General features: G+C 40.7%; 22 protein-coding genes, 2 tRNA genes and 1 pseudogene. 17 read left to right on the forward strand and 8 right to left on the reverse strand.

Going from position 1 to position 26222, the window contains the following annotated elements:
• Positions 1 to 58 precede the first annotated feature (58 nt).
• From tssE to tssG, 3 genes are read left to right on the forward strand one after another with little or no spacing between them, the layout of a single operon-like run.
• Positions 59 to 469: a type VI secretion system baseplate subunit TssE gene (gene tssE / locus AB4249_RS05405; protein ID WP_017064522.1), complete on the forward strand. Its 411-nt coding sequence runs from the start codon at positions 59 to 61 to the stop codon at positions 467 to 469.
• A gap of 10 nt (positions 470 to 479) precedes the next feature.
• Entirely contained in the window at positions 480 to 2228 is a 1749-nt protein-coding gene (gene tssF, locus AB4249_RS05410; RefSeq protein ID WP_017064523.1) for a type VI secretion system baseplate subunit TssF, read from the forward strand.
• Positions 2225 to 3223 carry a type VI secretion system baseplate subunit TssG gene (gene tssG, locus AB4249_RS05415; protein WP_029235222.1) on the forward strand — a complete coding sequence of 333 codons (999 nt, stop codon included), beginning with the start codon at positions 2225 to 2227 and terminating at the stop codon, positions 3221 to 3223. The genes tssF and tssG overlap by 4 nt, the downstream gene beginning before the upstream one ends.
• A 29-nt stretch (positions 3224 to 3252) precedes the next feature.
• On the opposite strand, the gene AB4249_RS05420 is transcribed toward tssG, so the two are convergent.
• From AB4249_RS05420 to AB4249_RS05430, 3 genes are all read right to left on the reverse strand, one after another.
• On the reverse strand, positions 3253 to 3705 hold the full coding sequence (locus AB4249_RS05420; protein ID WP_017062578.1) for an Lrp/AsnC family transcriptional regulator: 453 nt from the start codon (positions 3703 to 3705) through the stop codon (positions 3253 to 3255).
• A gap of 66 nt (positions 3706 to 3771) precedes the next feature.
• A complete protein-coding gene (tssM, locus tag AB4249_RS05425; RefSeq protein ID WP_372102467.1) occupies positions 3772 to 7164 on the reverse strand; it encodes a type VI secretion system membrane subunit TssM in 3393 nt (1130 codons plus the stop codon).
• A 61-nt stretch (positions 7165 to 7225) separates the two neighbouring features.
• Positions 7226 to 8539, reverse strand: a complete 1314-nt coding sequence (locus AB4249_RS05430; RefSeq protein ID WP_102333586.1) for a type VI secretion system ImpA family N-terminal domain-containing protein — start codon at positions 8537 to 8539, stop codon at positions 7226 to 7228.
• Between the two features lie 686 nt (positions 8540 to 9225).
• On the opposite strand from AB4249_RS05430, the gene AB4249_RS05435 reads away from it, so the two are divergent.
• The 9 genes from AB4249_RS05435 to AB4249_RS05475 all read left to right on the forward strand — a co-directional run bounded on the left by AB4249_RS05435 (position 9226) and on the right by AB4249_RS05475 (position 17456).
• The gene (locus AB4249_RS05435; RefSeq protein WP_102333587.1) at positions 9226 to 9831 is read left to right on the forward strand and encodes a hypothetical protein; all 606 of its coding nucleotides are present in this window, start codon (positions 9226 to 9228) and stop codon (positions 9829 to 9831) included.
• Positions 9832 to 9840: 9 nt separating this feature from the next.
• Positions 9841 to 11337 (forward strand): type VI secretion system-associated FHA domain protein TagH, encoded by a 1497-nt coding sequence (gene tagH / locus AB4249_RS05440; RefSeq protein ID WP_372102470.1) that lies wholly within the window; start codon positions 9841 to 9843, stop codon positions 11335 to 11337.
• Entirely contained in the window at positions 11330 to 11830 is a 501-nt protein-coding gene (tssJ, locus tag AB4249_RS05445) for a type VI secretion system lipoprotein TssJ (protein WP_372058368.1), read from the forward strand. Before tagH ends, tssJ begins: the two co-directional genes overlap by 8 nt.
• Positions 11831 to 11841: 11 nt before the next feature.
• Complete coding sequence (gene tssK, locus AB4249_RS05450; protein ID WP_017062572.1) at positions 11842 to 13167, forward strand: type VI secretion system baseplate subunit TssK; 1326 nt, start codon at positions 11842 to 11844, stop codon at positions 13165 to 13167.
• The gene (gene icmH, locus AB4249_RS05455; RefSeq protein ID WP_017062571.1) at positions 13164 to 13955 is read left to right on the forward strand and encodes a type IVB secretion system protein IcmH/DotU; all 792 of its coding nucleotides are present in this window, start codon (positions 13164 to 13166) and stop codon (positions 13953 to 13955) included. The genes tssK and icmH overlap by 4 nt, the downstream gene beginning before the upstream one ends.
• Before the next feature lie 148 nt (positions 13956 to 14103).
• Positions 14104 to 15612: a PAAR-like domain-containing protein gene (locus AB4249_RS05460; protein WP_372102472.1), complete on the forward strand. Its 1509-nt coding sequence runs from the start codon at positions 14104 to 14106 to the stop codon at positions 15610 to 15612.
• 7 nt (positions 15613 to 15619) lie between these two features.
• On the forward strand, positions 15620 to 16381 hold the full coding sequence (locus AB4249_RS05465; RefSeq protein ID WP_372102474.1) for an AHH domain-containing protein: 762 nt from the start codon (positions 15620 to 15622) through the stop codon (positions 16379 to 16381).
• 3 nt (positions 16382 to 16384) lie between these two features.
• Positions 16385 to 16957, forward strand: a complete 573-nt coding sequence (locus AB4249_RS05470) for a hypothetical protein (RefSeq protein WP_372102476.1) — start codon at positions 16385 to 16387, stop codon at positions 16955 to 16957.
• A 7-nt stretch (positions 16958 to 16964) separates the two neighbouring features.
• Positions 16965 to 17456: a hypothetical protein gene (locus tag AB4249_RS05475; RefSeq protein WP_229648398.1), complete on the forward strand. Its 492-nt coding sequence runs from the start codon at positions 16965 to 16967 to the stop codon at positions 17454 to 17456.
• Positions 17457 to 17533: 77 nt separating this feature from the next.
• Here AB4249_RS05475 and AB4249_RS05480 read toward each other — a convergent pair whose 3' ends face one another.
• Positions 17534 to 18658 carry a DUF1254 domain-containing protein gene (locus AB4249_RS05480; protein WP_017064536.1) on the reverse strand — a complete coding sequence of 375 codons (1125 nt, stop codon included), beginning with the start codon at positions 18656 to 18658 and terminating at the stop codon, positions 17534 to 17536.
• Positions 18659 to 18780: 122 nt separating this feature from the next.
• On the opposite strand from AB4249_RS05480, the gene AB4249_RS05485 reads away from it, so the two are divergent.
• The gene (locus AB4249_RS05485) at positions 18781 to 19701 is read left to right on the forward strand and encodes a LysR family transcriptional regulator (protein WP_372058359.1); all 921 of its coding nucleotides are present in this window, start codon (positions 18781 to 18783) and stop codon (positions 19699 to 19701) included.
• Between the two features lie 98 nt (positions 19702 to 19799).
• Here AB4249_RS05485 and AB4249_RS05490 read toward each other — a convergent pair.
• The 4 genes and pseudogenes from AB4249_RS05490 to AB4249_RS05505 form a co-directional block, all read right to left on the reverse strand.
• A pseudogene (locus AB4249_RS05490) lies at positions 19800 to 20318 on the reverse strand (IS5 family transposase); the annotation flags it as partial.
• A 119-nt stretch (positions 20319 to 20437) separates the two neighbouring features.
• Entirely contained in the window at positions 20438 to 20755 is a 318-nt protein-coding gene (locus AB4249_RS05495; protein ID WP_017064539.1) for a cytochrome c, read from the reverse strand.
• Between the two features lie 89 nt (positions 20756 to 20844).
• Positions 20845 to 21849, reverse strand: coding sequence for a low-specificity L-threonine aldolase (gene ltaE, locus AB4249_RS05500; protein ID WP_371725163.1), 1005 nt, complete (start codon positions 21847 to 21849; stop codon positions 20845 to 20847).
• Positions 21850 to 21866: 17 nt separating this feature from the next.
• Positions 21867 to 22382, reverse strand: a complete 516-nt coding sequence (locus tag AB4249_RS05505; protein WP_372102479.1) for an NUDIX hydrolase — start codon at positions 22380 to 22382, stop codon at positions 21867 to 21869.
• Positions 22383 to 22670: 288 nt separating this feature from the next.
• Between AB4249_RS05505 and AB4249_RS05510 the strand changes: the two genes are divergently transcribed.
• The 4 genes from AB4249_RS05510 (at position 22671) to AB4249_RS05525 (ending at position 26178) form a co-directional block, all read left to right on the forward strand.
• Positions 22671 to 24326 carry an ATPase RavA domain-containing protein gene (locus AB4249_RS05510; RefSeq protein ID WP_017067123.1) on the forward strand — a complete coding sequence of 552 codons (1656 nt, stop codon included), beginning with the start codon at positions 22671 to 22673 and terminating at the stop codon, positions 24324 to 24326.
• 11 nt (positions 24327 to 24337) lie between these two features.
• Entirely contained in the window at positions 24338 to 25783 is a 1446-nt protein-coding gene (gene viaA, locus AB4249_RS05515; protein WP_017064542.1) for an ATPase RavA stimulator ViaA, read from the forward strand.
• Between the two features lie 199 nt (positions 25784 to 25982).
• A tRNA-Cys gene (locus tag AB4249_RS05520) sits at positions 25983 to 26056 on the forward strand.
• A 46-nt stretch (positions 26057 to 26102) separates the two neighbouring features.
• A tRNA-Gly gene (locus AB4249_RS05525) sits at positions 26103 to 26178 on the forward strand.
• Positions 26179 to 26222: the final 44 nt, after the last annotated feature.

The raw sequence follows: 26222 nt of genomic DNA on the forward strand, positions 1-26222 counted from the left end.
AGTTTGGAAATAAATAAGCGGCCAGGTTTACTGGCTGCTTTTTTTCTTAGAGTGTTATATGGAAAAAGGTTACCGATTATTAGAACGAATTGAACTTGGTGAGCCGAAAAATTGTTATGAAAAAGTGGTTTCACATAGGCATTTAATTGAATCCATTCATCTGCACCTTGCTGATTTGCTTAATACTCATGCGGGTAATTCAATGATCGATCGGGAATATGGCTTACCTGATTTCAATGATGTTCTATCGAACAACACCAATTTAGTTCGTCACATCCAAAAGAACATCACTTCCACAATAGAAAGCTTCGAACCTCGGCTACGAAGTGTTGAAGTACATTACCGAGAAAATCACAACAACCCTCTTCAATTAGGCTTTGGCATATGCGGAGAAGTCTTACACAACGGTGGAAAAGTTCCGATGTCTATCGATGTCTATATGGGAACTGACGGCCAATTTAACGTTTAGTAGGTGCCCATTGAGTAACAGTAAATACTTTCAAGATGAACTCACATATCTACGAGAATCCGGCAGCGAATTTGCCAAGTACAATCCAAAACTGACCAACTTTTTGTCTGAAGGAACATTCGATCCTGATGTAGAACGTCTTCTTGAAGGTTTTGCGTTTCTTACTGGCCGTATTAGAGAAAAGATTGATGATGAACTCCCAGAGCTCACTCAGTCGTTAATGACGCTGTTGTGGCCACATTACATGCGCTCGATTCCTTCGTTATGCATTAGCGAACTAACGCCACACTCGGGAAGTGTCACTGAAAAAACAGTGGTAAAGCGCGGGGCTGAGATGGCTAGTGAACAAGTGGAAGGTACGCAATGTTTATTCAGAACCTGCTATGACGTAGAGCTTTTCCCCTTAAAAATCACAAGCATTGACCAAAGCAACAGTCGAACAAGCTCATCTGTTGATGTGACACTTGCGACTGAACATGGGCTAGAGTTATCTCGTATCGGGTTAGATAAATTAAGGTTTCATTTACATGGTGAGATCCATATAACTAGAATTCTTTTCTTATGGATATTTAGATACTTAGACTACGTCGAGTTAGACGTGGGCGGTGGGTATAAACGTAAACTTGGACCTGAATTTGTTAAACCGGTTGGGTACCAAGACGACGAAGCGATACTGCCATATAGCGACAATTCATTTGCAGGTTATCGTTTGTTGCAAGAATATTTTTCTTTACCAGACAAATTTATGTTTTTTGATATTACGGGTCTCGATTGGCTAAAAGGGATACCACAAAGAAGTACCGTGAACCTTAAATTCCATTTTAAGAGAGCATTACCTGCCGAAGTTGTCCTGAAAGATAAGCACTTAAGGTTACATTGCACGCCAGCTGTGAACCTATTCGAAAAAGATGGTGATCCAATTCGGCTTGAACATCGCCGAAATGAGTATAAAGTTCGGCCACAGAGTGACAACCAGGATCACTACGAAGTTTATTCAATAAACCAAGTAGAAAGTTGGAGCAAAAATGAAAGGCGACGAAAATCTCTTATTGAATTTGAGTCCTTTGAACACCAAATAAATCAAAGAGATAAACGTGATTTCTACAAGTCAAAAGTTTCAGAGCGAGTGAGTGGAAGAGGGCTTGAGCGTTATATATCTTTTCATACCCACAATGGGGATATTGCAGACCTAGGAACCGAAACGGTTTTGATGAAGTTATTGTGCAGTAATGCAGATTTGTCTGAAAGATTGTCTGTAGGAGACATCATATATACCACACATAAATCTCCAACTTACGCCACGTTTAGTAATATTACTAAACCTACGCAATCTGTTAGCCCGCAAGTGAATGGCGAACTCCAATGGCAACTGATTGCTAATATGTCATTGAATTATCTATCGCTCTCTAATATTGATGTACTCAAGGTTTTACTGTCTACATATGACTTCCATTCTAGAGTGGATAGGCAGGCTCATAGGGCTTCGTTGCACAGGCTTGACGGCATTATCTCATCAGAAATGAAACCTATCGATAGAGTGTTTAGAGGGGTATCCGTTCGTGGTAATCAATTTAAGCTTAAGATGAACTCTAGTTTTTTTGTCAATGAAGGGGACATGTTTTTGATGGCAAATGTATTGAATGAGTTCATACGCTTATATTCAAGTGTTAACTCATTTACAGAGTTAGAAGTCTACGATGAACGCAGTGGCGAAAGCTACCAATGGGCAAGTTTAACTGGACAGCAAACAATCTTATGATTGATGAATTATCAGAAAAAATAAACGAATTTAGCTTTTTTCAAGCAGTTTTGTTGTTAGAGAAGCACTACCAACTATTACCGGGCAGTGATTTTGTAGCGGTTGGTGAAAACAAATATTTTTATCAAGAGAGAATTGCGTTTAGTGTCTCACCAAACCTCTGTTTCCCCAAAAGTGATATGGAATTCATCAGTCATATGGAAAGGTCTGGTGAGCACTATTCGAGAATTGAAACTAACTTTTTAGGATTACACGGTTCAAGTTCACCTTTGCCCGCGAACTATACAGAAAAATTAGTAGGTAGAGATGATGATGATAATCCAGTTAGAGACTTCTTTGATTTCTTTCATAATAGATATACCAGTTTAATCTATCGTGTTTGGAAAAAGTACCGTTATCATGTTCAGTATCAAAGCGATGCAACAGATGACTTTTCTGGGCGTATGCTGCACCTAGCAGGGTTGTCTAATGTTATTCAAGAGTCTGATACGATCGGGCTTGATCGTGCAAAGATTTTGTCTTACGTCAATCAGCTATCTACCAGGACACGCTCTCCGAAACTGATTTCTGGCATTGTTGCGCACTATTTTTCATTACCAAGTGTTCGAATCGAAGAGTGGGTCTTTCGAAGAGTAAAAATTGCCGAATGCCAAAGGAATCAATTAAATAGAACGAATTGTATTTTGGGTTCAAATTTACATTTAGGTAAGAGCATCCCAGATCTAAACGGTAAGTTTAATCTTTGTATTGATAACATTGATTTCGAGACGTTCCGAAAGTTCTCCTATGGAGGAGATTTCCATAAAACTTTAGTGGGGTTGATGCGTTTTATTCTTCGTGACCCCATGTCTTGGGATTTAAAGCTAACCGTTGATTTAGACTCAGTTCCAAAGAACCAACTCGGTCAAGGTGATGGGACGAGTTTGGGGCAAACTTTTTGGTTGGGTCAAGCAGGTACGAAAGATGCGAAGATTAGAGTAATTGGAGGCATTTAAAAAAGCCGCTCATAAGAGCGGCTTTATTTTTAACGACTGATTGGCTGGTGTAGCACTACTGTTGTATTGAGAGAGCGAATGCCATTGAAAGACTCTATCTCATTACATAAATGGTGTATTGATTGCAGATCAGGAGCTTCAATCAAAGAAATAATGTCGTAGGTCCCCCCAACAATGCTTGTAAGTCTGACTTCAGGTAGTTCTTTTAATGCATTACTTACATCATTTTTCTTACCTTTTTCACAAGAAATTAGCAAATAACTGGCCGCTTTTCTCCCGTCATTTTCTACTCTTATTTGTGCCGTATACCCTTTGATAATACCGGTCTTTTCAAGCCTGTTGATGCGTTCAGCGACCGCTGTTCGCGACAAGCCGATGTTGCGAGAAAGATTAGCAATCGATTCTCGCCCATTGGAGAGTAGATTCGAAAGAATTTTACGATCTAGTTTGTCTAAGCCTTGTAAACTAATGTTGGACATGATGTGTTCTGCCTTTTCTGAATTATTATTGTATTTGTATTTGTATTTGTATTTGTATTTGTATTTTTACTATATAGCTTCGGGTAGAGTGAAGTTATACAGCTCCGCTAACGTAAACGGGTTTTTCTGAGTCAAAGGAGTGATTCGCAAGCTCAGATCTCTGCCTGATACTTTTATATCACTCACGAAGCTACCGTTATGGGTATTTGTTAACGTTGAGTCACCAAATAACCGATAGATAGCCCATTGACCATTCTTGCTTAGTACATGTTGTTTACCTTCGTCTGTTACATCTTGAATTGTTATACTGATATTGAAATCTCCATTTTGAGGAGGCCACTCAAGTTCGCGAATTCTGCTGGGACCATGGTAATAGTTGATATTTGAGTCCGCTATTTTTAAGCTTGCTCTGATCGCACTAGAATCAAGATCAAGTACCTTCGCACTAAATGGAAGGTACAAACGGTTTGTACTCTTGTTGATTAGTGTATCTCTGATGACATTGTAATTTCGTAACTGAACAAGCAGTTCTGGTGAGAGAGGCATAATTTCACCTTCTACTTGTTTTGGCGTCCATAGGTTTGTGTCATAAAAAGGAGCGAAATTTCTATCGATAAATGCATCAAGCAAGCCTCCCGATGCGAAAAGCAGCTCAAAGTCTTCGATCGAAATTTCTTCTGTTGCACTTAGATCAAAAGGGTACCTTCCTAAACCTAACTCTTTGAACTTAGAATAGATTTCACTATACCAAAGAGTCTGTATTCCTTTTGATGATTCAGAAATCATCACGGACCAGCTCTGGTTAACTACGTCTAAAAGCCAACTTCTTACTGGCTCAGGAGATTTTTGTGCAATTTGTTTTAAACGAATCAGAGGATCGGCATCCGTACTACTCATCCGGTGTTGTGCTGCAGACAACGCTGCCATTTGAGGGGCCGGTGCGTCTGCTATATCTTTCATATACGTACGAACTCTGCTCAGTGCAGTTATCGTTTCATCCCATGGTGTAGGGGAGTTAGGGGTTTCGTTAATTTGTAATTGATTCAAGATGTGGAAAGCTTGTTCAACTCTTTTCATCAACAAGTAGTCAGGTTGAACAAGTTCTTCAACGAGTTCTGGTGCTGCATTTACGGCACCAGCAAGTTTAGGGTTAACCTGGGCCATTAATGCATTCTGTTGTCCAACCGGGGAAAACTGAGTGTTTGTATAAACTTGTTTTAGAACGGTTGTCATAGGAGAAGAGGGACCAGAGATCAGATCAATGGCGTTAGTAATCTCCCCTATATTGTTATAACGCTTTACTTTTAGTTCGCTTAAAGCATTTCGCCAATAACTGATGTAGTCATCCGTATATTTTTTTCTTACTTGCTTCTTGAATGTCTCTTGTTCTTTGTCTGTTGGGATTACGTGGTTTGACAAACCCAATACCCAGTTGTCGGTGATGACTTGTTGCGACATTAAATCGACGCGAGGGCGGTAAAACGTACTGAAGCCTGTAGATGTGTAAACTTTATCGATTTCTAATCGTTGAGGATCCAAGTTGTCGTTGAAGACATTATTAAAGTCGAAACCGACTGCTCGCTGTAAATTCAAAGTGCCTAAATCAATGTCACCTGCTTGTTGTAACAAGCTGGCGTACACAAGATCTACATTTGAACTAGAGAGTAGAGAACGTCTTGTCGCACGCACCATATTCATGTTGATCGATACAGGTTCAAAATCAGTGCGGAAATATGCGTCCAAATATTTCATCACTGTCGTGATCGTGTCTGGTTGATCACTGAGTTTTTGGAGCGTTGACATCGTTTGCTGACGTAGAAATTTTATCTCGCGTTTTGTAGGATCATTCAACATTAAGTAACCTTTTAGTAAAGGCAGTGCATTATTAACGTTGTCTTGATTTTGTGTTAGTTGCAAACGATAACCTTGCTCAATTACTGGCATTAAGTGGTTTCTAATTTGCATTATGAGGGCGTTATAAGCGATTTTCGTACTTTCATCGAGACGACTTACATTCATATTCACAAGTTCATTATCTAGCGCTTGTGAGCCACTAAGCCATGCTTGATAAGATGGTTGTACAGTTTGGATCGCACTTGAAAGAGAACTTTCAAAAGAATTGCCTTTTGGGTAAGACGATTGTGAATCATCTATACCAATAAGCTGACTAATCACTCTCAGGTTGTCATCTAAAGTCGTTGAAAACAGGTAAGCACCACTACCTAGTAAAATAATGGAAGCTGCAACGGCTAGACGGCTCTGCCTCTGGATCATCCTAAGGTAAGTCTTGTTTTCACCTGCGAAATCAGATTCAGGCAGGATCTGAGAGTCCATTAAGAAACGCGTAAAATAGGGCGTTTCTGTTAACTGAGTATGTTCCGACGCAATGATAGGCAAGTTAAAGTAGTTGCTGCAACTCTTAGCTAATAGGTTGTATTTTCTACCACCTTGGATATTCGATATAAAAAACACTTCACGGATATCAAGAGAGTAAGACCCAGTATTGAGTTCTGAAAGTCGTTCTATCACAGAAGCAATTTCAGACTGACACAATTCGAATTGTTTAGGGAATGCTAATATGGCTTGCTTCTCGTTAACTTCATTAGAGTGAGACGACGAATCTAACGCATTGCTCTCCATTACTTTTACTAAATTACGGAAGCTATCATGGTAGTACTCAACAAATACACCTTTAGCTTCCTTTAATGGAATTGATAGAAATTCAACCGAGGTCTTTAAAGAACTAAAGTGTATGTATTCCTTAAATCCTTCTAGCTTGTCGAGCTTAGACATCATTAAATATAAAGGGATCGCTGAAGCTGTTTTTTCACTTACTGATTCTAATCGATGGTTAAGCGCGGTTAACGTGTAATCGATTTGTTCGGTTTCAGAGACAATTAGAAATTCAAAATCGATAAAAAACAAGCAACCAGAAAATGGCTTTCTAGGCTTGTGTTTAATGACCTCATCTACAAATGTGTTCCACAGAGCGCTATCGTTACTTGATACTTCTTGAAACAATAGGCGTTGATCCGGTTTGATATACACGGCGGAGTCTGACTCATACCATTCGAAAAAATCATTCTTTGCAGTACGAGTCTGATCCATTGGCTTGATTGCACTGGAGTTAAGTAGAAACTGAGTTCGACCCGCGTATTTATTGCCAATCATTAAATAGATTGGCTTTTTATTGGAACCAGAAAGAAGCGGACGGATGACCATGGCTAATGCTTCTTCTTCTGTTTCCAGCTTTAGGGCTTTAGTGTTGTTTTTCTTTTTTAGCCACAACGTTACCTGAAACAACGAATAGAAAATTGTTATAGCACCTAAAGCAATCCATAGGTAAAACTTGTCTGTTATATCTAGCCAAAGGATATAGATTGCAGCGATCGTAGCAGCAAGAAAGAGGAAAATGGCCGTTGATATAACAACAGGGTTCCTCATTAGTTTGTGTTTTAACATAAGCCTATTTCGTTGTTTTGAGTTTGTTGTAATACCGAGTCTTAAGACGGTTTTATGAGTTTTACGGTTTATTTGCTGACAGATCTGATTCTAAGGTTTTTATTTTGTGTAAATAGACGTTCAGTATCCGAAGAGATTTCTGTAGTTCTTTTTGTTGTTGTTCTTTTTCTGCATATTCAATGCGGCCAATCAATGGAAAAAGAGAGTTACTGTACTCATAAGCTCGTGCTGTCTTTTTACTTTCACTTCCTCTAATTACATTCGCAAATACAGTCCTGGCGTTAGAAAAGCGTCGGTGAAGTTGGGCGTAATCTGTGTTTAACTTTTCTTGTTCATTGGTGAACTCTTGGCGTAATCGTAGAATAGAAGACGAGTCCGGATACAGCTTGGTCAAATCAAGCGTCAATCGGTCTAAAATATCGATCTGATACACTTTGATTGGATCGGCAACCCAACCTTTCATTAGTGTGTCTAATTGGTTTACGACATTAGGTCTAACATCTTGAGAAATAGGAGCATATTCATATCTTAATGAATGTGCTATTTCATTAAGTTGTGAGATATCAGATGTGATGATTTGTTTAGTCAGATCTTTTAGTTGGTATTGCTTATAAAAGAAGTGAGAGGACAATGCTAAAGCAAGAAATCCGGCTAACAGGTAGACGACTAAATACTTAGAGGGTGTTTTATCGTCGACTTTCGATGTTGTTGCAGATTGCTTATTTGACACATCAATTTTAATGGTTGATGGTTGAGCCACTGGTGTTGGTTGTTTATTTTCTTCTGGAGCTCGGTACTTTCGTTGATTCTCTGCTTCGCGCAGGTTTGCTTCGGTCTCTTTATGTTCATCAACCCATTGCTTTAAGATTCGACGTACCCCACCCAATGAAGGTGCTTTTATACCGTAATGTAGTCTTAGTTCTTCTTCAATTCTCATACATAAGCGATGGCAAGTTTCGATCAGCAGTACGTCGTCGGGGTTTGTTTTAATCGACTTTATTCGTTTTTCTGTGTGTTCAACCATCCAGTCTATCGCCCCAATCCTTGCGTTTGATTTTGTAACTTCTGGATATGCGGTAAACCAATAAACGACGCATAAGTCCAGAATAGAACTGAGTCCTTCAGCTAAACCTTTTAAGCCATCATTATGTGTTGCTGCGACAGTAAAGTAGCAACTACAACGGAAATCTTTGCTGTTTTTCGAAAGTATCGTTTTTGAAAGAGACTGAACCTTTTTCCAAGAGACTCTCCCTGTCACCTTATTAAGGTTATTAATTTGACGTTTTATCTCTGTAAAATCATCTAATGCGTTTGGGTTAGTTCCGCTAGGCTTTTCTTCGTCAATAGGCCGTCTTGTGAAATCTGAGGAGAACATAATCTTGATATCCAACTGTATATATAACGAAATCGAAATTTAGCGATAACTAATAAATTTAGCCTCGCTTGTTTTTTATTTATATTTTTCAAGGATTCTATAGTCAAACAGAATCCTTGAATGTTAAAAGATTTGAAAAGTTCTTAATTTCAGCACTATGTGACGTTATTCACAAAAAGATCAAAAAATGTAACAGTTTACGACTAGGCTTTATAAAATTTCAGTGATGAAAGTCACATTTATGGTCTTTTTGGGGAGAAATAATATGAATCTAACTATTCCTACGTGTGGTGCTTTATTGATTAATAATTACTCTTGTCAATGATTGCATAAATATTAACTAACACTAAATTAGAAAAATGCTTTAAATGATTATGCCATAGGTTAAAGATAAAAAAGTGGCATTTTAGGTTTTTTGAATTTTGTAAATGCTAATTTTCTTGTATTGAACAACCTTCTTTCTTTGGATGGTTGTTGGTCGTTTGATTTTTCAATTATTGATAGTTTTGATTTTATAAATGAATTTTATTTGTAATTATTCGTAATGCATTTTCTTGTAGATATATCGTTTTTTTTGCTAGTTATAATGTCGTAAATGGCGGGTGTGACCGTCTCCTTATTGTAAAAGACATAATACTTGCTATCTTGCGCATCTAGTTAATATATGGATGAACTCAGAGGGAAGCATGCGAAACCTAAGTCAAATCGGTCTAATATCCACAATGTGTCTTTTTTCGTCCATCGCAATCGCGAAGGGTGAAAGATATGGTGGTTCAGTAAATATGCTGAGCATAGACACTATAGAATATGATGAAGGGCCGAGTGGACAAGTAGATGCTCTACGTTACGGGTTCGTCCATACACGTCCAATTGATGAAAGTAACAACCGATGGCGTTGGTGGTTAGGGTTCAATTATTTAGCAGAAGATGATATCGAAGCTCCCAAGAATGGTGTGTATAACGAGGTCACCAATTACGAATTTCGTATTGTCCCTCAGTATGCTTTAGGTAGCTGGTCGGTGTTCACACCTTATATAGGTGCAGGCTTGTCTTTAGGTTACTCGCAATACTCAAACCGTTGGAAAGTTGACGACCAAGGCTTTCGTTACGGCGAACAACTTGAAGATATCGATCAATTTGAAGCTGGCGCTGTTGTGACTTTTGGTAGTGTGATCAAGTTAGGAAGTAACCCAGACGCTCATTTACAAATAATCCCGCAAGCTTCATACATCTTACCTTTTTATAACGAAGGTCTAGGTGGTGTCGAGTTTAGTGTTTCTCTTCTGTTTTAAAGGCTATTCATGCGTATAAATCAATTGGTTTTGGTGATCTCGAAGTGCCCTGAAGAATATGTTGGAGCTAAAAGTATCGAGATGCCTGAAGAAGGTGGATCTCTAGGGCGAGAAGCAGGTTGTACAGTGACTTTAACGGATCACAACCGATTCATATCTGGTACGCACTGTCTATTGAGTATATATGGAGACACTTATTACATTAGTGATGTGAGTACAAATGGCACATTGGTTAATGGTAATAAGATCCTAAAGAATCAACCAGTTTCGTTGTGCGATGGTGACAGAGTTTCTCTCGGACAATATGAAGTGAGTATTTCTCTTGAGTTGGTAACGACTTCATACGACATAGCTTCTGAAATAGCGCCAGAAAGAGATTCAATAGACCCTTTAATGAACTTGGAAGAATCCGTTGTTGAGGAAGAAGCAGAGACAGGCGCGCTTGAAGATCTCTTCATGGAAACGAAACCTGATGGAGTAGATACTCATGATCCCGTCGAGCACTTAAAATTCTCAATGCAGAGAGATGATGATTATTTGGTCCGAGACGAAAGTAACAAAAAAAATCTTATGAAGTCATCGATAGAACCACAAAGGCAAGTTGTTGATGACAGTTTAAGCATCCATTCTGAGTTCGACCTCCCTAGTCTGATTCCTGAAGATTGGATGGGGATGGAAGAAGAACAGCAGGCGAACCTGAATGCTCAAGACATCGCTGATGATCAAACTAAGATACCGAACCGTTTAAAACCAACAAACATTGAAGGTACCGATTTTAAGTCAGATACGCTTACCGGCAGTTCAGATGTTCCCAAGCGTAAACCGACAAAAGTACCGCCTGTTACTATTATCCCTAATTCCGCAAATATACAAAGCCACAAGTGGGAAGAGGTGACACAAGAGTTTGTCCCTCATACCGAACCACAAGAGCAGCCTGTTGAAAGTGAGAGTAGAACTCAGAGTAATACCGCATTGAGTGAAACTTCTTACGAACATGAAAATGTAACACATGCATTCTTTGAAGGACTGGGTGTTGATTTAGAGTCTGACACGAAACATGACGCTTTATTTTTTAAACAAATGGGCGCTTGTTTGCGATTGTGTATCGATAATTTGTACAAAGATTTACAGAGTGTTGAAGAGCTTACTGACGAAAGCTCCTTTGCTCACAATGATCTTAGCCTAACTACATTGATGTTAACGCTAAATAGTCAAAATCTATTGGCTCCAAATGAGCTAATTGAACAGATACTGGATGAACTTAGCGAGCACGATACCTTATATGCGAAGGCAATTAACGATTTGGTATTGGAGCAACTAAAAGTGAATGATCCTCAGCAGTTTGCAAACACTTTAAGCCAGGAAACGCGCTTCCTTAGTAAGTCAAAGCTATGGCAAAAGTACAGCGAACATTATGAGCAGAATACTCGACAATTCAATGAGTCGACATTTAAAGCGTTGATGAAAGACAGATACAGTAAGGTTGCAAAAGCTGATCATGCGTAAACTTATAATCCCCATTACCTTGTTTCTATTATCAGGTTGTTCTATGTGGGAGCAGTTCAAAGAGTCCTCAGGGATAACTCCTGAGACTTCTTCGATTGAACTTGTTATCGAAGCTTCAGAACACCTCAATGTTCGTGACCAAGGTCAATCGTCCCCAGTAATTCTGAGAGTTCACGAATTAACGTCTCCAGTTATGTTCCGTAGTTTGGACTTCTTCGCTTTGTTCGAAAATGATAAGGCCTCCTTGGGGGATGAATACATTAAACGGTACGAATATCAGCTGCAACCAGGAGACAAGTTGCACGAGATTCTAGAGTTAGACCCAACAACTAGAGCATTGGGTTTTTCTGTCGCATTCCGCGATATCAATGGCTCGTCTTGGCGGAAGGTTGAAGTGATCGAAGAAAAAAGTGAGTACTTTCTGAGATTAAAAGTAGAGGGTAGTGAATTATCTTCGAACAATACTCGCGGTATTGAACAGACGTATTTTTAAGGAACTGACGAATGTCTTTATATAACCCAGTTGTTTGGCAAGATGGTATGTTCATGAAGCCTCAACACTTTCAGCAACTCGATAGGTCTCAAGGCAAGTTATCTAACATGCTTAGCTCTAATAGCTCTCCCTTACACTGGGGAGTGAAAAAAATTGAGATTAACACTGAGCTACTGGCACTTGGCAAAATCGGGATCACACGAGCAGAAGGTATCTTACAAGACCGTACTCCATTTGATTTACCGCTTCTTGCTGAGCTTCCAGAAGTAAGAGATGTTGACCCTTCTATTGCGGATAAAGTGGTGTATTTATGCTGTCCACTGCCATCAGAACGATCTGAACTCTTTGGCGGAAATGGAGACGGTGCTCGCTATAACATGGAAACCCAAGAAGCCGTAGATGCATGTTATGAATCAGAAGATATGGCAAGTATTGTGGTGGGTAAGCTTAACTTTTTCTTAATGTACGATCATGAAGATAAGAGCGCATATACATCAATTCCCATTTTGAAAATTTCGGAAGTGAAGCCAGACGGAAGCATCATTCTGGATGACAACTATATTCCGACGTGCATTGATATTCACGCATCTACAGTTTTGAGCAAGTTCGCGACGGAATTCGCGTCAATGCTTAAACACAGAGCCGAATCGATTGTTCAGCGTTTAGGCGTGGTTGACCAACAGGGCGTGTCATCTGTTGCTGATTTTATGTTGTTACAAGCTTTGAATCGTTATGAGCCGTTGTTCTGGCATTTTGCAAGTGTTGAAGGCGTTCACCCAGAGTCATTTTATCGGATCCTGTTACAAGCGGAAGGTGAATTATCTACACTGTGTTCCGCATCTCGTAGACCACAAGAGTTTACAAAATACAACCATAGCCAACTGACCGATTGTTTATCTCGTACGCTTGATAGCGCGAAAATGACATTAAGTGTTATGTCAGAACAACGTGCAATACCTTTAACATTGAGAGAGCAAAGCTATGGAATTCGAACTGCAGCAATTCCAGACAGTAAAATTGTCGAATCTACGACGTTTATTCTTGCTGTTAAAGCAGACGTACCGCTTGATATTTTACATACACAATTTGTGAGCCAAACTAAGATTGGTTCGATCGACAATATTCGCGATCTAATCAACTTACAATTGCCGGGCATTGAAATGAAACCAATGCCAGTCGTACCTAGAGCGTTGCCTTATCATGCTGGCTATACCTATTTTGAGCTTGATAAAGCGAGTGACGAATGGAATGCATTGAATAACACGGCAGCAATCGCTGTCCATATTGCTGGCGACTTCGCGAACTTATCACTACAGCTTTGGGCTGTACGTTTATGAGTTACGCCGAAAACGACGTCACCGTAGTACTATTTCAACCAGAACCAGGCAAACCAATGGAGGTTATGCCTGCACCTGATTTATCTAGAAATATTGCGGTAAGAGACCTAAACGTCGAGAGCATGGGGGTTAACCCGTTGGTCGATCAGTTTACCTGGTTAATAGCCAGTCTCTCATGTATGTCTTCGATTCCTTGGTTGGACGACCCTGGCCCTTTTAGAGAACAAGTTGCGCGAGAAATTCGCAAAGGTGAACGAAAGCTCAATGAAATGGAGTTGGATCGGGCATCAATATTAGTCATACGCTATTGCTTATGTGCTGCGATAGACGAATCTGTATGTCGACAAGAGTGGGGGGCGAACAGTCATTGGAGTACAAATAGTTTGTTGTCTGAGTTTCATAACGAAACATCGGGTGGCGACAAGTTCTTCACCATCTTAGAGCGCTTGAAAGCTGATCCACGAAAATACAGACACGTTATCGAATTCCTTTATTTATTGCTTCAACTTGGGTTCAAAGGCAAGTACGGCCGAGAAGAGCGTGGTAACGAAAAGCTTTCAGAGATAGGAAACACAATTTATCGCTTAGTCCGAGACGAGCGTTTAGCCGAACAGGAAAAAGTAACGTTAGTTAACTTAAAGGCGAAGTATTTAAAGAAACCGCTCAAACGCGTTATTTCCCCTAAGTTGATTATTGGCGTCAGTACTGTGATCTTTGGTGTTATGTATGCCGCGACTTACTTGGTCATTGACCTAAAATTTCAGCAGTTACTGGATGTTTATCAATAGCATTAGATTTAATTGTGAGATCTTCTGTCCGTTTTTAAAAATAGACTCGAAGTAACAGTCTCATCCTTCATTTTCACTGCGTACTTAGAGAGATTGCAGCCTGCGATCTCTTTTATCATACATCTATTGGAATTTAATTGGATTTACTATGGGCGTAACAGTTTGTGCGAATGGACTCAGCGTAGTTCATCAAGGCTCAGGAGGAGAAGCGAACGCAACACTCCCTGATGTTTGTTTAACAACAGTCGGCAAACCTGTTGTTCCTATCCCTTATGGTAACAATGCAAAGTCTGCCGATTTAGCGGGAGGCACCACGACTGTCTCTATGGATGGCGGTAACAGCATTGCTATTAAAGGCAGTAAATTCAGCGCCAGTACTGGTGATGCCGGTGGTGATAAAAAGGGCGTAGCTTCTGGCACTATTGAAGCCGAGGCCGAATTCATATCAGCTTCTCCTACCGTTAAGTTCGAAGGTGTCGGTGTATGCCGCCTTTCTGATCAAATGACCATGAATAAAGCCAACACCATGTGTTTAGGCGGTGCTCAAAACCCTTCGGTTTCTGTGACAGAAGAGCAAGAAGGGACGTATACGGTAGACCTGTTTCTTTCTTATTCTGATGGAGAACCTGTTCAAGGGGCTACATATAAACTGATTGATCAAACCGGCGCTTCCTTTGAAGGTACATTAGATAATGTAGGCAAAGCTTCGGTGAGTGGGGTTGCACCTGGTGAATTTAACATTGACTATGGTGAAGATAGTCGCGAATTCATGCCAAACATCCCAACTAAAACTAACCCTAATTTCAACCCAAATGCGAATGCTCAATTAATTATTGAAGAAGCAAAGCGAGGCGAGGTTGGTTTTTGGGAAAACTCCTGGAAGAGAATGTCTGGCGCTGCCAGCTGGGTCTGGGGAGTAATTTTAGGTGACTTTAATGATGATGCATCGGTAGAGCAAATCATTGCAAACACAGCGCTGACAATGATCCCCGTCGTAGACCAAGCAGCAGATGTACGAGACCTTTCAGCAAATATCATGACACTATTAAGTGAAGAAGAACGAGATAAGCCAGAAAATTGGTTGGCACTGTCTTTGACTTTGATTGGCTGTATTCCAACGTTTGGTAGTGCAGTTAAAGGTACATGTAAAGTCGCTTTGAAAGGCGGGAAGGGTACATCAAAAGACACATTACTTGCGGTACTGCGTGGGATGGGTAAAGGTGACCCGGAAAAGTTCTTACGTACCCTAAAATGGGTTGATTACGCCAAACAGGCTAGCAACATTGTATCGGATGTTCTAAAACCCTGTATTGAAGTGGCCACCGAGTTGGCTTCATACGCCAACAGAATGGGTGCGGATGAACTAGCAGAATACTTCTTAAAGTTAGCCGACGAAGTGAAAACAATCGATAAAATGGTGCCAGATAAACTAAAAGAAGCGATGGGTGAGTTTGACCAGTTATTCGCTCGAATTTTGGGTAAAGGCGAGCGAGCTTATCCTGCAAAAGTTAAGCACAACACTGGTAAATCTGCTCAGTCAGGGAAGAGTGCGGATAAAACTAATGAGGAAAAAGACAAAAAAGAAGTTAAGTGTAAGGTCTGCTGCAGAATTGCTGGTAAAAAGAAAGGTCAATGTCAAGAAGCATTAAAGATGTGAGGTCTATATGGGTATACAAACAGATAAAGGACGTTGGTCCCGTTCGAGCCTAAAAACAAAGAAAATTAGTTCAGTTAGAGATAAACACCCTTTAAACTTTCAAGCATACTCGGTAGCGGCTCACCACTTGATTTCTTGTGAAGTAGCGAAGAAATTATCGAGCGTTCGAAAGAAGCAAATCGTGTACAAAGGTTATGATATAAACTACCTGTTTAACTTAACTTTCTTACCTACAATCGACCAGGTTTCATGCCAATATAGGGTACCTCTACACAAATCAGGACACACGGATCAACGTTTAGAAGAGTACTATCAGGCAGAAACGGGTACTAGCATTGTGCAAGATCTTTCATCTTTGGAGGCCAATGTTGCTAATGAAACGAATTCGTTTAAATCTGAATTATTAGAAGGGGACTTGTCGTTGATTACAAGTCTATCTGGGTATCATAAAGTCGTAGCTTCTATGCTTGCAAAAAAACTAAAAAGTGTAGATTGCGATACTAATGCTCAAGAGTACGTAGATACTCTAGATGAACTATCCCTTGATATTGCAGACTTAATCGGAAATCATAAACTTCACTTGATAGCCCGAGGAAGACACCTCAGTAATACAGGCACCGGATGTCATTTTTGTAGGAACTCCGGTGGTGATCGAAACCATTACGATTTGAGTGATGTTAGTTACAGAAGACCGGTACCGACTAAAGAAAAGGTAAAGGCATTTTGCTATGAAGGCAGTTCGTTGAAGACGATAGGAGAACAACAGTAAGCTATGAAATTCTCAATAATTAGTGAAAACTTTCAAGTTTCTAGTACGAGCTTTACATGTATCGATAATAGAGAGCCACTATATAGTAAATCCGAATATGAACCTACGAGCTCGAAATCACCAATAGTGTGGGAAGCACTGGACGGTTCGACTAAGCAAGTTGGAAATATAGCCGATAATGGGGATCTTTGTGTTACCAAGGAGTTTGCTGAGATCGTGATGAGCTTTGACCCTTATGGTATAGAGTGCTACCCAGCGACACTAAAATTAAGTGATGGCTCGTTGACTGATAGATATTTACTTGCTCTTAACAATGTTATTGATGTTATTGACGATGTTAAGTCTCGAACTAGAAAATCTCCTAAGAGAAACAAAATCCTTGTTATGGAGTTGTATTTGTCAAAAGATAAGCTAGTACAAATACCTTTCCAAAAACGTATTTTGTTTAGGGTGCAAGGCGCTGATACTGCGACAGTGTTTTGTGAGGAAATTTACGATCTAGTAGCTAAAGATGACCGTTATTCTGATTTGAGGATGTTTAAGCTAGATTGCAATCAAGAAGTACCGAAATATTGAGGCGATAATGAAAAATCAATATAGTGTTTTATCAAAGCAAAACTTAACAGAGTTTCCATTTCAACAAACTCCAAAGCCAATTGTACCTGTCGAACCAGACTTATTACTGGAAATGACTTTTTCACCAAAGCTTTTTGTTATTGGCGATATCGCTTCAAAAGTAGAACAATTGGTTGTGCACGGTGTGGAATGGTTAGATGCTCGTGTCGATTGCTCCCCAAGCCAGCCATCTGATGATCAAATTAAGGTGTATGAAGACTATCGGATGCCTTACATTCACCAAACTTACAAATTGACGAATCAAGAAAAGCAGTTTGGTAAGCTTAATTGGATAGATGCTGAAAATACCGAGTTTGATTTTTCTAAGTTTGAGAATATTCCACTAGAAGAAAGGCTGATCTTCAAACTAGAAGAAGATTATGGTTTGGTTTTTATTCACCAAAGCGTGATTGATTTACTTAAGCAACATGTTAATGATGTTTGGGTTCGAGATGTATAAAATGAAAGCGCCTGAGGCGCTTTTTTTTAAGTCATACTGGTTACGTTAACTTCTGATACATAGCAATAGTTAAGCACTTAGATCTTTTCAATCTCGGGCAGGGTGTATACCTTCATTGATTCAACGTTAGGTTGATAGACACGTAATAAGAAAGACCAGTTGTCTTTAGGGGTGTAAGCAAAGTTTACGTTATTACCATCCGCATGTTTTTTACAGTCTAAACCACCGAATACCACCGTGAATGTACCGTCTTCGTTTTGCGTCAGTCCTTGATTGGTCGAAACGATGTTATTCTCGTTCGACATGAGATAACCTTTTGAATCGTAGACAGTGATTGAGTAATAACCTAGGTCACTAGCTAATTTAGGTGCTTCGTATGTCGCTTGGTAACATTGTTCACCTTTGGCATTCTCTAGTGCGTAAGGTGCATACATTGCGGTGTCAGCTGTCGATAGGCCGAACGCTCCAGCAATTGTGTAAGTAGTCTTTTCCCAGTCAGTCACATCTTGCGCTCGGTATTGAACTGTATCGTATGTGTCATTTAACTTATCGTATTCAGGCATTAATGCAGTACGAACTGCTTCCATAGCCTCAGTGTTTGGCTTTGGCAATCCTTCAAGATCTTGACCACCACCGATAATTTTCACTTTCGGCTGAAGCTCTTCTGTAATCCGTTTAACGTTTTGTTTTGTTCCATCTGTCGCAAAACGCAAGCCTATCAGCACATATTTTGTATCGAACATTTCAGGAGTGAACTCGTAAGTTCCTGCGCCAACCTTATAAAATGGTTGAGTGTGGTTCATATCTTGAAGGTGAAGTGTAACCAATTTCCCATCGTTCTCAGGTACAACGACTGTAAATGGTTTGGAGGTATCGATAACGCCCATTGAGTACAAGTGATCAATGGATGGTGATACAACCCAACGAGTGTCTTTGTTCGCCAGTTCTTTGAAGTGATGAAGGTTGTTTAAGCCTAACTTAAAGTTGCGAGCAAAATTGTCAGCAAACCAAATGCCTTCTTGGTTTATGTACTCATGCACCGTCATACCATGATCTTCTGGGTTTACCGCCCACGAAGAAGAGTCAATGTTAGCAAAGACGTCTTCAATTGATTTATCTTCATTGTTAAAGCTGGTTGTGGACGTTCCTGCAACCGTAGAGAAAGACGTGACCACTAATAAAGAAAGTAGAGTTTTTTTCATTTTTAAATACCATATTCTGTTTTATTAAGTTGAGGTAATGGTAAGTAAAAGTTTGGTATTTATGAAATGACTATATAGAATCACAGGTATGACAAATATGTTATACCTGTGAGGTTGGTACTTTGAAAGCTGCGCTAAACAAGATCGATTTGAACCTACTTAAGGTTCTACATGTTTTGATAGAAGAGCAAAATGTTACCCATGCTGCGGAGCGACTTTTTCTTGCTCAGCCTTCTGTGAGTCGGAAGTTACGGAAACTTCGAGAGCAGCTTGATGATGAGCTCTTTGTTTCGACTCCACAAGGAATGAAACCTACCTACAGGTGTAATCAAATCGCAGAGTCACTCCCTGACTTAATTGCGCTGCTAGAGAAAACATTAACTCCGGTAAAGAAGTTCGACGCGTACAGCCACGCTGGGCATATTTCTTTGGCCATTAATCCGCTTTTAGGACAGTCATTGCCTCATATCTTGTTTCTATTCCTTGCCAAGCATGCGCCGAACGTGACATTTTCTTGCCACATATGGAACCAGAATACGCTTGATAATTTAGCGAAAGATAACATTCAGTTAGGCATTAATTACGACGTCCCAATAGGCAGCAAGGCCATATTGCATAAACATTTGGCCGAAGATCACTTTAAGTTGTATGCGAATAAATCCCATCCTATTCATCTGAAGAAGATTGTAGAATTTGAATATCTTTCAGAATGTCGATTTGCAATTGCACAGTTGGCTGAGTGGAATGAAAAAGAGGGGATGATGGAAAACATGTTGGTGCAAAGAGGATTGAATTATAACGAAGTCTTTCGTTCCGAAATAATCTCAAATGTCGCATCTGTGGCAGCGCAAACCGAGGCTCTATTTCCAACTTCAGAACTGTATATCGATAATACACATAACCTAGTTGAAGTTAGTCATGCGAGGCTCCCATCATTCAATAGCAAGCAGATTTTGCTTTATCAACACAAAAAAAGGGAGTCAGATCCTTTCTACTTGTGGCTACATGAAAACATAGTCCAGTTGGTTGATGGGTTAGGTTAGTTGTCCTCCTGGCAACTGTTTAACTCGATACATCTTAACTCGATACATCGCTTTTTCTTAGAGTGAGCGCCATCACCAGGTACTTCAAGGATATTTCAACGAGTTTGTTTCAGTAAGTTCGGGGGTAATTCTCTATCTGTAACCGTTGATAAACTTAGCTCGGCGGCAACGAGCTCATGTGTGTTTGTATTGACTGCAATATGAAGCTTTCGCCAGACTCTACGCTTCCCATCCGTCCCGTGTTTTTTGACTTTCCATTCACATTCACCATAAACCTTAAGGCCAGTAGCATCGATGGCTAGGTGCCGTATTGCTCCTCTAGCTTTAGTCTTAAATGAGGCCTCAACTTGCTTGGCTCTAAGAATGATGTAGGTGTAATGCGGACAACTTAACGGCACATGGGCTAACCAAAATATCGAGACTACAAATCCTTGCAGCGCTGTCAGTGGCATAGAGAAAACTCGTTTCACCATGAGTGCTGTCGTGATAGCTAAATCATTGAACCGACATGGCCTAAACGCGCGCTTATTCTGTTTGCTCTGCGTCCACCCGACTATTGTCTCTTTATCAATCCAAAAGGTCAGAAAGCCTCGATTAATAAATGATTGGTTGTATTGTAACGAGGTTTAGGCACAGAGCTACGAGAGGGGGTGGGCGTAGCTGAACAGGTCGTAGGTTCTAGGTTTAGTTCGATTGAATTACACAACAAAGCCAACTCTCGATATGGAATAGAACGCTATCTAGATAATGAAGAATAATAGGCAGCAATATCTTTTAAATCTTGTTCAGAAAGTCGACTTAATTGAGCCTTCATCATGTCAGCGTAGGCACCTTCACGTTGGTCGTTCTTATACATTGTCATAGTATTGAACAAATAGAGGCGGTCTTGCCCTTTAAGGTCTGGGGAGTTTTTATTCGTGTTGTCGCCAGCAACTGAATGGCAAAAAACACAACTCGGGGATTTCAGTTTACCGAGTTCTGGATCACCAAAGTTGTCTGCGTGAAGTGTGAAAGAGAGGGAAGCAGTTAGTAAGATTAGATACTTGTTGTACACGTATATACTCCTGTGAAAACAAAAGTATAAAGCTTCCCCTTAGGGGAAGCTCAAGTATTAATAGCGATAGATGAGAACTTTGCTGAGAGTTACAGCGCTTTTTCTAATTCCGTTAGGAATCGAGCAATGTCTTCTGTACTAATATCACGGTGAGTAACAAAGCGAACAGGATTACCTGGTGACATAGTAATACCTTGTTCACCTAGCTCTCGTGCGATGCGGTTGATATCTACTGATTCATCTAATTTAGCAAACACAATGTTAGTTTGAATGAAATCAGGGTTAACAGAAAAGCCTTCTAACTTGCTTAGGCCGATCGCTAGGTTTTTCGCGTTCTCGTGGTCAGCTTTAAGTTGAGCCACGTTCTCCGTGAGCGCCATTTTCCCTGCTGCAGCAAGAATGCCTGCTTGACGCATACCGCCACCCACCATTTTACGTAGGCGGCGTGCTTTGGCGATGTACTCTTTACTACCAAGAAGTAGTGAACCGATTGGAGCGCCTAAACCTTTCGATAAGCAAATCGTCATAGAATCGAAGTGTTGTGCGATCTCTTTAATGTGAACATCTAACGCGACTGCCGCATTGTAGACGCGCGCTCCATCTAGGTGCATTTGCAAGCCATGTTGGTTTACGAACTCACGAGCTTCCGCTAAATAAGACATTGGAAGTACTTTACCATTGATCGTGTTTTCTAAACTAAGCAGCTTAGTACGAGCAAAGTGGCTGTCGTCTGGCTTAATCGCAGCGGCAAGCTTTTTAAAGTCTAAAGTACCGTCTGGGTTATTCTCGATTGGTTGAGGTTGGATAGAACCAAGGACCGCAGCGCCGCCAGCTTCGTATTTGTAGTTGTGCGCCTGCTGGCCACACAGATATTCATCACCACGCTCACAATGCGCCATTAAGCCAAGAAGGTTGGCTTGTGTACCTGAAGAGGTAAACATTGCCGCTTCAAAGCCTGTCTCATTTGCTGCCCACTGTTCTAGTTCGTTGACGGTTGGGTCATCGCCATAAACATCATCGCCCACTTCTGCGTTTGCCATTGCGTCACGCATAGCTTGCGAAGGTTTAGTTACGGTATCAGAACGAAAGTCCATGTTTCTCTCCTAGAGTATTATAGGTAGCCGCAGAGTTGGGCTTTACTTAAACAAGCGATAGTTTTTGTATCGGTGATTTGATCGTGTCGTATTTTGTTGTGTAGTTCTTCTAAGCTCAGCTCGATCACTTCTATGACTTCATCTTCATCACATTCAAAGCGGGTAGTGAGGCTTAGGTCTTTTGCGACAAACAGATACTGTATTTCATCACAGAAGCCAGCCAAAGGGGTGACTTGCCCCAAGCTTTGAAAAGAAGTTGCACTGTAACCTGTTTCTTCTTCCAGTTCGCGTTGGGCACATTGAAGAGGTGTCTCATCTATTTCCATCGTGCCTGCGGGTAGTTCCAAAAGCCATTTCTTTAGAGAAGGGCGGAACTGGTTAATGAGGATGATTTTTCCAGACGAAGTGATAGGAAGAATAACTGCCGCGCCAGGGTGATTGATTGTTGTATGTTTTACCACGACGTTCGTAGGGAGCGTCACGTTCTCCTCTATGAGAGAAATACTTTTCCATTTATGGATAACTTTACTCATGCAGTCTGGCCACATTCCTTGCCAATTTTTCGTATAACGGAAGACGTGCACCACCATAACGTCTATGGTGTCGAAAATAAAAGAAAAATTAGGTTTCGTATTAGATTTAGTTTCACGCCGTTCGTGATGTTACTCTCATAATTGGAATCTATGATTGCGCCAAAATTACCGACGTAACCATCTGATATAAATGCAACTCAATAATAAAATGCACTTGTAACAAAGCGCTAACAAATGTATAAAAACAATTCTACACTCTCAACTGTTCAAAGATTTTCGGAGTAACGCATGAACCCTTCTATTTCTTCACATGCTGACAAGGCGCTACTCTCTGAAAGAATCAATAAATTAGCGCATGCTCTGTCTGATGGTGTCTACGAAAGAGAAGACACCATTAAGCTTTGTTTACTGGCTGCTTTGGCTGGTGAAAGCGTGTTTCTATTAGGCCCTCCGGGCATCGCAAAAAGCCTTATCGCGAAACGTCTCATTCAGGCTTTTGATAACAGCAGCTATTTCGAATATTTGATGACTCGTTTCTCTACTCCCGAGGAAGTGTTCGGCCCACTAAGTATCCAAGAATTAAAAGACAACGGTCGTTACGTAAGACTAACCGAAGGCTACCTACCAACTGCACAAGTCGTCTTCCTCGATGAGATCTGGAAAGCCGGCCCTGCAATCCTAAACACGCTACTTACTGTCGTTAACGAAAAGACTTTCAAAAACGGCAGTGATATTGAACGTGTACCGATGCGTCTACTAGTATCGGCATCCAACGAACTTCCAGATGAAGACAGCGGCTTGGAAGCACTTTATGACCGTATGTTGGTACGCGTGTTCGTGAACCGTATTCAAAACAAACAAAACTTCAAATCGATGCTGACGACGGGTACTTCTCAAGAAGCGGTAATTCCAAAAGGTTTGGCGATTACGGACATTGAATACCATCAATGGCAGAAAGAGCTCGATAAGCTGGAACTGACAGACAATTCGTTTGATAAGTTGTTTGAACTAAAAACCATGCTTGAAGAGACGGTTAAGAAGCAAGGCTCTGCTTCAGAGTCAGAATTGTATGTATCAGACAGACGCTGGAAGAAGGCCGTTAAACTATTGAAAGCGAGTGCGTTCTTTAGTGGTCGCGATAGCGTGAACCCTCTGGATATTATGCTTCTGCAAGATTGTTTGTGGCATAGCCCAGAATCACGTGATGTGGTTCGTAGCGTGGTGAAAGACTTTGCATTGAACCGAGCGTTTGATCAACAAGAGTCGAAAGCTCAAATTGAAATGTCTCGTGAAGAGTTAGAAGAGATTCAAGACGATGTTGAATCAACGTTGTCGGTGTCACTTTCTATGGAGTCAACCAGTGGCTTGTTGCGTAAAGATGTTTACCAGAATGACATCAAGAACGCGAAAATGTACAGCGTGGGCAGTGCTTACAATCTAGTGAAACTGGTTATGCTGCAAAGCAACATGTCGGTTTCTGAATCTGAGAAAGGCGATAGCCGTTGGGTATACGTAGCCAAAGACGATTTTGATCGTGTTCTTAAAGAAGGTCACGGTGATATTTACGGTTACGTAAACGAAAATAAAAACCTATGCCGTTTAAAACTCGACTTGGATGCATCAAACCAATTAGTGATTAAAGACATCGCCAATCGCTCTGTATTGGTGAGTGTGGTTACTACTGACGGTTTAGACCAAGAACTGTACAACAAGTGGTTGAGTGGCGCTGAGAAAGCCTTAGAACAGTTAACTGAAGCTGAATTCAAGTTAAAACGCGTTCGTACTGAATTCCATGATGCATTACCTCATAACTATATTGACCCTGATTTACCAAAAGCGATGGAAGCAAGTTTGCAATCGGTAACGCAAGATCTTGAAACCACGAAAGTGAAGAGTGCCAAGATCGCTCAGCGTATTAAGTTTATGAGCCAGTACTTCGAGTAAGAGGAGAGCATATGTTAGGAGCAGACGGCTTAAACCTCGCTTTGATGGTAGCTGATTCCGGAATCATTGATACCGCGATGAATGATCTCATCGCTCGTTCTCAAGTCATGATGGCTGCAGAGAACAAAGGTGTGAAAACATCAGTGAAAAACCACTTAGTCAAATGGCGCGGTAAAGTAAAAAAACGCGTCACCAAGGTGTGTGAAACTGATCGATTCCAAGAGGAAATCGCCCTTTATCAAGAAGTGATTTACTGGGATGAACCTCAGTTCTTTGATGAGATAGACAGTGTTATCAAAAAGCTCGAGTGGCACTCAGCGTTTTATCTACAAGCTCGACGCCTTATGGAGAACAACAAGGGTGTTTATAACGCGATGTTTCCACACTACTTTTGCGACCAATGGTACCAATCACTTTCTGATGCGATTAAACAAGCTCAAGTAACTGAACTTGAAACAAGCAAAGAAAAAGTCTTAGCCGATCTTTATCAGCGCATGGAAACCATGAAAAACATGGATAAAGTGACTGAGTCGGGTGATGAAGGCAGTGTAGGGCGCTTGTGGGACATGGCTTCTGCCAAATTAAGCAAAACAGACCTTACCATCATGAAACGTCATGCTGAGTTCTTGAATAAGCACAAGGGCTTGCAAGAGATCGCTGAAAAGCTAGGCCGTATGGCTGGTGAGGAAGATGATCCTTCGCTACACAAAGCCCCTGTAGAAGAATTGCAGGTGGTTGAAGAGAAAAGCGATGAAGCGGTCGATGATATTGTCGGGATTCATGAAAGTGATGACCTTAACAAGATGCTGCCAAACGAAACCATGTTCTTAGCTTATCCTGAACTTGAGGTTATCTTTTACAAGCACTTGGCCGACAAGCGTTTACTGAGCTATCGCTCGCAAGGTAAATCACGCACGTTACGCAAAGTGAAGGCGCAAAAACCAGATAGCAAGAACATCGATATTGAAAAGGGCCCGTTTATAGTCTGTGTGGACGCTTCGGGTTCTATGAGTGGTTTCCCTGAGCAGTCTGCTAAAGCAATGGCTTATGCCTTAATGCAAATTGCTCTTGCAGAAGAGAGAGACTGTTATGTGATTCTTTTTTCTTCTGAGCAGATTACCTATGAGTTAACAAGGCAAGATGGCCTACGTGAAGCGAGCGACTTCTTAAGTTACTCATTCCACGGCGGTACGGATTTGGAACCTGTTCTCATGAAGTCGATTGACCTAATGACTGGTGATAAATACAAGAATGCCGATTTAATCGTACTTTCTGACTTTATTGCGCCGAAACAATCAGACGAAATGATTGCTCAGGTTGAAAAGTTGAAAGAACACAAAAACCGTTTCCATGCGGTTAGTCTTTCTAAGTATGGCAACCCTCAACTTATGACTATGTTTGACCACTGCTGGGCGTATCATCCGAGTCTTGTCGGTCGTTTTATGAAGAAGTGGTAGCGCTAGAACATCTTGTTTAACTCGATTTTGCTGTGTGTTTTTTGATTAAAGAGATCGAACATGCAGCAATTTGATTTAAATGTCAGCAAACGGAATTTAAATTCACTTTTTTGTTTGACTATCTCCCCTCAATCCGTAAAGTAGGCACCCGAACACAGCGGTGCGGCTTACTTAAGTCCCTAAAGTGTTGAATTAAAAAGGCGCCTTGGCAGAGTGGCTATGCAGCGGATTGCAAATCCGTGGACCTCGGTTCGACTCCGGGAGGCGCCTCCATTCTTTTTCTTAGCTTGATAAGTTAAGAGATATTAAGAATGAAAATGCGATACTAGCTCAGTTGGTAGAGCGCAACCTTGCCAAGGTTGAGGTCATCGGTTCGAACCCGATGTATCGCTCCAAATTTTGTAGTGTTGATTCATTTTGACATTAAGATGGTGTTTTA

The organism is Vibrio sp. 10N.261.55.F4 (genome assembly GCF_041470465.1).
Classification (GTDB): domain Bacteria; phylum Pseudomonadota; class Gammaproteobacteria; order Enterobacterales; family Vibrionaceae; genus Vibrio; species Vibrio crassostreae_C.